Annotated in this window: 7 protein-coding genes and 3 pseudogenes; all 10 read left to right on the plus strand. The window is 58.4% G+C overall.

What is annotated here, in order from left to right:
- Window positions 1–18 precede the first annotated feature (18 nt).
- A complete protein-coding gene (locus tag NKI63_RS30075) occupies window positions 19–1,383 on the plus strand; it encodes an NAD-dependent succinate-semialdehyde dehydrogenase (protein ID WP_502900531.1) in 1,365 nt (454 codons plus the stop codon).
- 6 nt (window positions 1,384–1,389) lie between these two features.
- Window positions 1,390–2,934, plus strand: a complete 1,545-nt coding sequence (locus NKI63_RS30080; RefSeq protein ID WP_352824075.1) for a fumarate hydratase — start codon at window positions 1,390–1,392, stop codon at window positions 2,932–2,934.
- Between the two features lie 219 nt (window positions 2,935–3,153).
- Window positions 3,154–3,651 (plus strand): Lrp/AsnC family transcriptional regulator, encoded by a 498-nt coding sequence (locus NKI63_RS30085; RefSeq protein ID WP_352824076.1) that lies wholly within the window; start codon window positions 3,154–3,156, stop codon window positions 3,649–3,651.
- A gap of 164 nt (window positions 3,652–3,815) precedes the next feature.
- Window positions 3,816–5,222, plus strand: a complete 1,407-nt coding sequence (locus tag NKI63_RS30090; protein ID WP_352824077.1) for an aminotransferase — start codon at window positions 3,816–3,818, stop codon at window positions 5,220–5,222.
- Between the two features lie 71 nt (window positions 5,223–5,293).
- Window positions 5,294–5,438 (plus strand): annotated as a pseudogene (locus NKI63_RS30095) (electron transfer flavoprotein subunit alpha/FixB family protein); the annotation flags it as partial.
- Window positions 5,439–5,479: 41 nt separating this feature from the next.
- Entirely contained in the window at window positions 5,480–6,361 is an 882-nt protein-coding gene (locus tag NKI63_RS30100; RefSeq protein ID WP_352824078.1) for a 3-hydroxybutyryl-CoA dehydrogenase, read from the plus strand.
- Window positions 6,362–6,572: 211 nt separating this feature from the next.
- Window positions 6,573–7,363: pseudogene (locus tag NKI63_RS30105) on the plus strand (electron transfer flavoprotein subunit alpha/FixB family protein); the annotation flags it as partial.
- Entirely contained in the window at window positions 7,342–8,196 is an 855-nt protein-coding gene (gene purU / locus NKI63_RS30110; protein WP_352824079.1) for a formyltetrahydrofolate deformylase, read from the plus strand. The pseudogene NKI63_RS30105 and the gene purU, both read left to right, overlap by 22 nt.
- A gap of 425 nt (window positions 8,197–8,621) precedes the next feature.
- A pseudogene (locus NKI63_RS30115) lies at window positions 8,622–9,023 on the plus strand (MFS transporter); the annotation flags it as partial.
- A 452-nt stretch (window positions 9,024–9,475) separates the two neighbouring features.
- Window positions 9,476–9,707, plus strand: a 232-nt coding sequence (locus NKI63_RS30120) for a hypothetical protein (protein ID WP_352824080.1), incomplete at its 3' end; no start/stop codon positions are given.

Genomic DNA, 9,707 nt, shown 5'->3' on the forward strand with positions numbered 1-9,707 from the left:
CGAGACGGTAGTGGAACCCTGACGGTGACCAACCCGGCGACAGAGCAGGTATTTGGCTCGGTGGCCGCGGCGTCGGCTTCGGATCTGGACGAGGCCCTTGCTTCTGCTGAGCGCACACGCCGGGCCTGGTCCTCCCGACCGCCGAAGGATCGCGGCGAAATCCTTGTCGCGGCCGCAAGAATCCTGGCAACGAAGGTGGGAGACGCAGCCAAGGATTTGTCGAGAGAGCAGGGCAAGACGATTGCCGAAGCAACGGGCGAGTACGCGCGCGCAGTCGAAACGCTTGAGTGGTACGGTGAACACGCCGAAGAATTGTCGGCCCCAATTCCACACGGCCCGAACCGAATGATTGCCCCTGAGCCGCTCGGTGTGGTCGCTGCCTTCACGCCGTGGAACTATCCCGCCGTGCTTATCGCCCGCAAGCTTGCCCCAGCGCTTGCGGCAGGCTGTCCTGTGATCCTCAAAGGGGCTGAAGAGACACCAAGCGCCGCCATCTACATTGTCGAAGCGTTGCGCCAGGCGGGTATCCCGGACGGCGTGATCAATCTCGTCTTCGGCGTGCCGGCGCAAATTTCTGAACATTTGCTCAACTCACTAATCGTAAAGGTCCTGACCTTTACGGGCTCCACCGCTGTTGGAAAACATCTTGCCAAGCTTGCCGCAAATAACTTGCAGCGGTGCATCCTTGAACTCGGTGGGCACTCCCCAGTCGTTGTCTGCGAGGACGCGAATCTCACAAAGGCCGTTCCGGCAATTTCGGAATACAAATTCGAGTGCGCGGGCCAGAGCTGCAACGCGCCCAGCAGGATTCTCGTCGCCCGCCCGATCTATGAGGAGTTCCTATCCCGGATGACCGAAGCCGCTTGCAAAATCAAGATCGGCCCACCTGACGACCCAGCGACGGATATGGGGCCGATGGCAAACGCGCGGCGAATCGAGGCCATGCAGCGTCTGGTCAAGGACGCGGTGGATCGCGGCGCCCGCGTCGAGACCGGTGGCGCCCGCTTGGACCAGCCGGGTTTCTACTGGCCGCCAACCATCCTGACAGGGGTGCCAAAGGATGCGAAAGTGCTTCATGACGAGCCGTTCGGGCCGATCCTGACCGTGGCGCCTTTCGACACGATCGAGGAGGCTATCGAGGAAGCCAATGCCACCGAGTATGGCTTGGCTGCCTACTTCTTCACTGGCGCCGCCGATGCGAAACGAGCGCTGATCGCCGGTGTTTCGGCTGGCGCTGTCAGTGTGAATTACCTGAAAGGGGTTTCCGCAGATGCGCCGTATGGAGGCGTCAAGCAGAGCGGTTATGGTTATGAAGGTGGCGAGCAGGGCCTGCGGAGCTTTCAAAGCCTGAAACTGGTCAACGGGCTCGGGTCATTCGGGTAAGAGTTGGTGAACAAAAGGACACGCACCATTGCCGGTGAAGACATCGCAAGGAGCGTCGCCGACGCCCTTCAGTACATCTCGTATTACCATCCTCCAGACTATATCCGGTACCTTTCGCAGGCATACGCGCGCGAACAGAGCCCGTCGGCAAAGAACGCCATAGGGCAGATACTGCTGAATTCGCGCATGGCGGCATTTGGGCGTCGGCCGATCTGCCAGGACACTGGTCTCGTGGTGGTTTTCGCCAAGGTCGGGATGGGAGTTCGTATCAAGTCTGCGGCCAGTTTCGCGGACCTCGTGAATGAAGGCGTCCGCCGAGCATATCTCGATTCCGACAATCCTCTTCGGCCATCGATCGTCTCGGATCCGCTTGGCCGACGATTGAACACCCGCGACAACACACCGGCAGTCGTCCACGTCGACCTTGTGCAAGGCAACCAGATCGAGATCACCATAGCCGCAAAAGGCGGCGGGTCGGAAAACAAGGCTCGGTTCACCACCCTCAACCCCAGCGCGTCCGTTGCCGACTGGGTTGTCGACACCGTTTCGACGCTTGGCAGCGGATGGTGCCCGCCCGGCCTTATCTCGGTCGGCATCGGTGGCAGCGCTGAAAAGGCGATGCTTTTGGCCAAGGAGGCCATGAACGAGCCCATCGACATGTCGGATCTTATCGCCAAGGGGCCATCAAACGCGGAGGAGGCGCTCCGCACTGAACTTTATGAACGCATTAACGCTCTCGGGATCGGAGCCCAAGGCCTCGGAGGTCTGACCACCGTGGTTGATGTCAAGGTTGCAACTTATCCAACCCATGCGGCGTCTAAGCCCGTGGCACTCATCCCGCAATGCGCAGCCAACCGCCACTTGACGTTCACATTGGACGGTAAAGGACCAGCGCAACTCCAACCGCCCGACCTTTCCCAATGGCCCCAGATCGATCATGAAGACTTGCAGACAACCGGCGTCCGCCGGGTCAACTTGGATGGGCTGACGAGGGAAGAGACAGCATCGTGGCGCTGCGGGGAGACCCTTCTCTTATCCGGAAAGATGCTGACGGGTCGTGACGCCGCCCACAAGCGAGTGGTCGACCTGATCGATGCCGGTAAGCCGCTTCCGGTCGATCTGCGAGGACGCGTGATCTACTATGTCGGACCAGTCCGCGCGGTAAGGGGTGAGGTCGTGGGGCCGGCTGGCCCAACAACCTCCAGCCGCATGGACGGTTTTACTGAAAAGATGCTCGCCGAGACTGGCCTCTATGCCATGGTCGGTAAGGCGGAGAGGGGGCCAACGGCCATTGAATCGATTGTCAGACACAAGACGCCCTATCTAATCGCAGTGGGTGGCGCTGCGTACCTGATATCGAAATCGATCAAAGCGGCGCGGCTCGTTGCCTTTGAAGACCTGGGCATGGAAGCCATTTATGAATTCGAGGTCCAGGATATGCCTGTGATCATGGCTGTGGATGTTGAGGGAAATTCGGTTCACAATTCCGGGCCGATTGAGTGGCGTAAGCGCATGGCTGCCGATAGTATCGCGCGCAACATCGGTGTTTGATTATTCCCGTTAGGCAATCCGTCCTGCCTCGCTTATCCATAGACTCCGAAAGGGCAGTGAGAAGCTGTGCTTTTGTTTGGGCAAAGCTGTGCGAATGGGCCCATGCGTGCGCCAGCACCGCCTGCGAGGAACGCAACGCTGGCTGGCACGTCGGCACCATGGATGCAATTGGCGCAGACCCAAAAAGCAGCGCCTAAACGTAAATAGCCCGGCAAGGCCATGAAGTCGAAACTAAACACTGTGCGCTTGGACAATTGGGATCTTCGAATTCTCTCGGAGCTGCAAGCAGACGGTCGGATATCGAAAAGCGAGCTTGCGAAGCGTGTTCATCTGTCGGCGTCGGCCTGCTCGGAGCGGCTCCGCGTACTCGAAACAGCAGGAGTTATTGAAGGCTATTACGCGCGGCTGAGTCCATCCCTCACGGTGGGCGTGGTTTTCGTGATGGTGGAGGTGGTGCTGGATCGTCACCGCCTCGAAGACCAACGACACTTTGAGACCGCGATTCAAGGCATCCCCGAAATTATGGACTGCTGGGCTATCGGGGGCCGGGTCGATTACCTGATGCGCGTTGCAGCTCCCTCTATGGCTGCTTATCAGGAATTCATGGAGGGGTTGCTGCAGCTAGGCCTCGGGATCGACCAATATTATAGCCTTGTCGTGACGAAATCCGTAAAATCCAATTCGCCGATACCCTTGTCCGCACTAAGAGAGCGGTGAGTTTCCGGGCCCGTGCTTTCCACGGACGTTGGCCAAAGTTCCGTGAATTCGTCGGCCGCAGACGCGCATTGCCGTGGAACGTGAGGCGTGTCCTCCGGTATATTCACGGCTTAGAGGGCGGCGACCGAGTGTTCTCCGACAAATGATAAAAGAGGAGAGGGGCCATGAACCTGACCAATCTGGGAACCAAGCAAGTCCAAGAGAAGGATCGGAGCTTCGTCTTTCATCCGTCCACGCACTTGGCAAAACACAGCCGCGGCGAGACGCCGAACCGGATTATGGCCGGAGCGGAAGGCGTCTACATCTGGGATACTGAAGGCCGAAAGAGCCTCGACGGTTTCGGCGGGCTCTACTGCGTCAACATGGGATATGGATGCACGGAGATCGCTGATGCCATTGCCAAGCAAGCGCACGAACTGCCGTTCGCTCATGTCTATGCCAGCCAAGGCACGGAGCCTGTTGCCCGTTTGGCGGAGGCCGTGGTCGAATATTTCGGACAGAACATGCAAAGGGTCTATTTTGGCCTGTCCGGTTCCGACGCCAACGAGACCAATATCAAGCTCGTCTGGTACTACAACAACATCCTCGGTCGCCCCGACAAGAAAAAAATAATCTCGCGACATCGCGGTTATCACGGTTCCGGGCTGATCACCGGTAGCCTGACAGGCCTTCCGTTCTTTCACAAATTTTTCGACCTTCCATTGGATCTGGTGCGCCATACAACGACGCCACATTACTATCGCCAGGCGCATGAGGGCGAAACTGAAGAAGCCTTCTCCAAGCGCTGCGCCGATGAACTTGAGGCCCTTATTGTTGCTGAGGGCCCAGATACGGTCGCAGCCTTTATCGGAGAACCGGCACTTGGGACCGGCGGCATCGTTCCGCCTCCAAAGGGCTACTGGACGGCCATTCAAGAGGTGCTAGACAAGTACGATATCCTTCTGATCGCCGATGAAGTGGTCTGCGGCTTCGCGCGAACCGGTGAGAAATTCGGTTCCCACCTCTATGGCATGCGTCCGGATTTCGTGACCATCGCCAAAGGCCTGAGTTCCGCCTACCTCCCCATCTCCGGGTCAATCATCGGCGACCGCGTTTGGTCGGTCTTGGAAGAAGGGACGGAGAAGAACGGTCCTCTAGGGCATGGCTGGACATATTCTGGGCACACGCTGTGCGCGGCGGCCGCCCTTGCCAACATTCAAGTACTTAAGGAAAGAAACATCTTGGAGCACGTCCAGGATGTCGGACCATATTGGCTTTCCCGTATGAAAGCCGAATTGGAGGGACATCCTATTGTCGGCGAAGTTCGCGGCGTCGGAATTCTATCCGCCGTGGAGTTCATGCGAGATCCCAAAGCGCGCGTATCGTTTGAGCCCGAACTTCAGGTCGGCGCGCGTGCCGCCGCTGCTCTGCTTGAGAATGGTGTCATCGGCCGGGCCATGCCGCATGGCGATATCCTGGGCTACGCCCCACCGCTGATCATAACCCGAGATGAGATCGACATCATCGTCGACGCGACTGCGAAATCAGTTGATACGACCTATCGCGCGCTAAAGGCCGAGGGTGCGATATGATCCTGACGGGCGCCGGTGGACACTGAACCTTTGAGATCGACAGTCGTTCCGGCGATGAAACCAATCTACTAGGGGCTCCCTTTCGCCTTGCCGGCCTGAAGGATTCCAAGGTCATCGTCGCAAGAAGGACGAGAAGCCCGGATCTTCGAGGTCGCCGATTACGACATCATCGGCGACCTTGTCGAAATCCTTCCGCAACTTGAAAGCGTTGTTTGACGATATGCGAGCCATCCTGAATGTCCGGAAGGATTTGCGACATGGTGGGAAACATCACGAAAATTGGTGTTATCGGATCTGGTCAAATGGGGAGCGGTATTGCCCATGTGACTGCGCTCGCGGGTTACGATGTCAGGCTCTATGACATCTTAGAGGAGCGGATCGAAAAGACGATCGCCCAGATCAAAGAGCATCTGGCGCGGCAGGTCGCCTCCGGAAAGATTGAGGAGGAGGAAGCGCGAGAGGCGCTAAAACGAATCTCTCCTGCAACTGCGCTCGAAGAATTCAAGGAAGCGCACCTGGTTATCGAGGCAGCGACCGAGAATGAGACGATCAAGCGCAAGATTTTCCAGCAACTCTGCCCTGTCCTAAGCTCGTCAGCGCTTCTCGCAACCAATACCTCGTCGATCTCCATTACCCGGCTCGCGGCAGCGACCGACAGGCCGCAACGCTTCATCGGTATGCACTTTATGAACCCCGTACCGGTCATAAAGCTTGTTGAATTGGTGCGCGGCATTGCTACAGAGAAGGCGACCTTTGACGCAGCGCAGCGCTTTATCGAAAGCCTCGACAAGACGTTCACTGTGGCCGAAGACTTCCCGGGTTTCATCGTTAACCGCATTCTGTTGCCAATGATCAATGAGGCGATCTACACGCTCTATGAAGACGTCGGCTCAGTCCATGCGATCGACACTGCTATGCGGCTCGGCGCCAACCATCCGATGGGCCCGCTGCAGCTTGCTGATTTCGTCGGCCTCGACACATGCTTTTCAGTTATGCAGGTGCTCCACGAGGGCCTCGCGGACTCGAAATACCGTCCCTGTCCGCTCCTCGTGAAATATGTCGAGGCTGGCTGGCTCGGCCGCAAGAGTGGGCGAGGCTTCTATGATTATCGCGGCGAAGAACCGGTCCCCACGCGCTGAACGGAGAAAGCATGACGCTCGTAGTCCCGGTCAGCGGATAGTGGATATCAACGTCAAGATCCGAAAAAGCCGGACAGTTCGGCGGTTGAACTCGCCAACGTCATGATGGCGATTAACCCGTTCGACGAGATCGCGGTCGAGCAAGCGATCAGGATCAAGGAAGCCGGCAAGGCCCGGGAGATCATCGTCTCTTCGATCGGCCCGGAGCCACGTCCTGCTGGCCGACTCAGATGGACTCGAACAGCGTCTTGCCGAGCCGATCGCCGCACTGATCGTCTCGTTCGCCGGCGGCTACGACACCTTTGTCGCGCCACGACCACCGGCAAGAACGTCTGGCCGCGCGTCGCTGCGCTGCTCGACGTGATGCAGGTCCCCGAGATGATCGCGGTCGAGGCACCCGACACCTTCAAGCGCCGATCTATGCCGGCAATGCGACCCAGACTGTGCAATCCACCGCCGCCAAGCGGGTGTTCACGGTGCGCAGCGCCTCCTTTCCGTTCGCCTCCCAAGGCAATGCGGCTGTCGTCGAGCAGATCTCGGCGGCAGCCGACCCGCAACTATCCACCTTCGCGGAAAACCAGCTGTCGTCGAGCGACCGGCCGGAACTCACCTCGGCTCGCATTATCATCTCGGGCGCACGCGCGCTTGGTTCGGCAGAAAAATTCCAGGAAGTCATCCTACCGGTCGCCGACAAGCTCGGTGCCGCCATCGGCGCTTCCCGCCGCCGTCGATGCCCCGGCTATGCGCCGAACGACTGGCAGGTCGGCCAGACCGGCAAGGTGGTTGCTCCCGATCTCTACATCGCCCGTCGGCATCTCCGGCGCCATCCAGCACCTTGCTGGCATGAAGCATTCGAAGGTGATCGTTGCCATCAACAAGGACGAGGAAGCGCCGATCTTCCAGGTCGCCGACTACGGTCTCGTCGGCGATCTTTTTGTTATCTGCCCGAGTTCTCCAAATCGATTTGACCCGAAGGTACAATGTCCCAACTCCAGATTCTAACTCTAACCTGCGATGACCGCCCCGGCATCGTCGCGGCTGTCGCAACCGAACTGACTGCGCTCGGCGCCAACATTGCCGAGAGCAGCCAGTTCTGGGACCGCACCAGCAATCGATTCTTCATGCGTCTGGCCCTTGAAGGTGACGAGTCGGTTTCGACCGCGTCAATCGAGCGTGCGCTCAAGCCGGCAATCGATCGCTTCGGTTTTTGTGTTCACACTGTCGATGCGCGCCGCAGGCCAAAGATCATCATCATGGTGTCGAAATTCGACCATGCGATGCTTCATCTGCTTTACCAGATCAAGGTCGGTTGGCTGAACGCGGACGTGGTCGCGATCGTCTCTAACCACGAAGACAGCCGTGGGGTCGCCGAGCGGGATGGGGTCACCTACCATTACTGGCCGGTATGCAGGGAGAACAAGACCAAGCAGGAACAGAAGCTGCTGGGTCTAGTGCGCGAAACTGGCGCTGATCTCGTGATCTTGGCCCGATATATGCAAATCTTATCTGACGACTTGTCAACACGCCTGTTCGGCAAGATGATCAACATTCATCATTCCTTCCTGCCCTCCTTCAAGGGCGCAAAGCCCTATCATCAAGCGTACGAGCGCGGAGTGAAGCTTATCGGCGCGACCGCGCATTACGTTACGCCCGACCTCGACGAAGGTCCCATCATAGATCAGGAGACTGAGCGCGTAACGCATGCAATGAGCGCGGAGGATTACGTCGCCACTGGCCGCGACATCGAAAGCCGTGTCCTTGCACGGGCCGCCAAACTGCATCTGGAGCGGCGGATAATGCTCAACGGAAATAAAACAATCGTATTCTCAAATTGACTGAGACCCGGATGAAAACCACTCCGGAACGTGGAAGGCTGCCTTGGCGATCTGTCTCGATGCCGTTCGACGAGCAGCGCAGGTAAGGGGCCTGTTCCCATGAGCTGTCATGTACGGCGCCACGGCAAAAGGTTCGGTACGCAAAGCTATATCCGCCCGCCGCTGTCCGGTCGTCACGCGACCAGGACTTGTGCGCGGCGCGCCCTGCCGGTCTCCTACCTACCCGGCAGGGCGCCCTTTTTTCAAAAGCGTTGGATGGGGCGTTTGCAGCGCGCCGGATCACCAACCAAAAAGTCCGCAGTGATGTATCCGAACTATCCCCGCGTTCGCACGAGCGGTCGCTCGCGCGAACGCGTACAATGTAAAGGTTTCCAGGAAGATGGGCACCGGGGCGCACGTGGATGCGGACGCGATAGCGCTATCGAATCTTTTCACCTCTCAAGAACCAGACGTTTCGCTCGATCTGGCTGTCTACCCAAGTCTCATCCCTCGGCTGGATGATGCACACGGTCGCCATTGGCTGGCTCATGGCCACCGTCTCACCTTCCGATCTAATGGTCGCGCCGGTTCAAGCCTCATCCACGCTGCCCGCCTTCATCCTCTCCGTATTTGCAGGAGCCGTTGCAGACGGTTTCACCCGGCTCGGCCGGTCGCTGATTGCGTTGGCATCGGCGGTACTGACTGGGTTCTTGGCGTTAGGCGTCGTCGACCCGTGGATCATCCTCGGTGTCGGTTTTCTGATCGGATGCGGATTCGCGCTGAGCGATCCAGCCTGGCAGGCATCAGTTGGCGATATCGTTGACAGGCGCGACCTTCCGGCTGCCGTCGGAGCAACACAGGATCGGCAGAGGCTAAATCTCGGGAACAATCAGTGAGGCAATCGAGAACATCCGAGTGAGGCAACGGCATTGTTCTTTGGGAACACTCTTGGGCGAGGCAATACGCGCTCTCACCTTGATTGTCGCGCCGCAGAACGCGAAGAGGAGATGAATTTAGACACCTCGGCATCAGTTTCAGAGAGCAAATTTCAGGAGGTTTGTGTGTTGAGAACTTGGTTCCAGAAGCTGTCCGATATTTCGTCGCTGGCAAGAACAGAGGCGATGTTGAAGGGGGCCCTCACCGATGCGGTCCATGAGCTCGGCTTTGACTGCTATGCCTATCTGAACATCCAGCCAGTGCGGAGCTACGCGGGGGGAACTCGAGTGGGCCCGTCGCGTCGTTGCGCGGAAGCGATGCTGCGGGCGCGGACTGTCCGCATTCTCGTTGGATGGTAAGATGGTTGACCCGCCAGTTGTGCGACGCGCCCACGACCTCCTGGCGCTCGCCAGCTGACCTGCCTTCCGTCGGCTGCCAGACAGGGCCCGGTTTTCAAGACGGCGGCAGATGGTTTGCCTTGCCCTCCAATCGTTTCGAGATAGGAAAGAAGGCACTGGGGATCATGCCCCGGTTGGATTTGTTGATTGTGGACATCAGGCAGTTAAGATACTTTGTCGGCGTCGTCGAAGCAGGTA

The organism is Mesorhizobium sp. M0410, from assembly GCF_040321435.1.
Classification (GTDB): Bacteria; Pseudomonadota; Alphaproteobacteria; order Rhizobiales; family Rhizobiaceae; genus Mesorhizobium.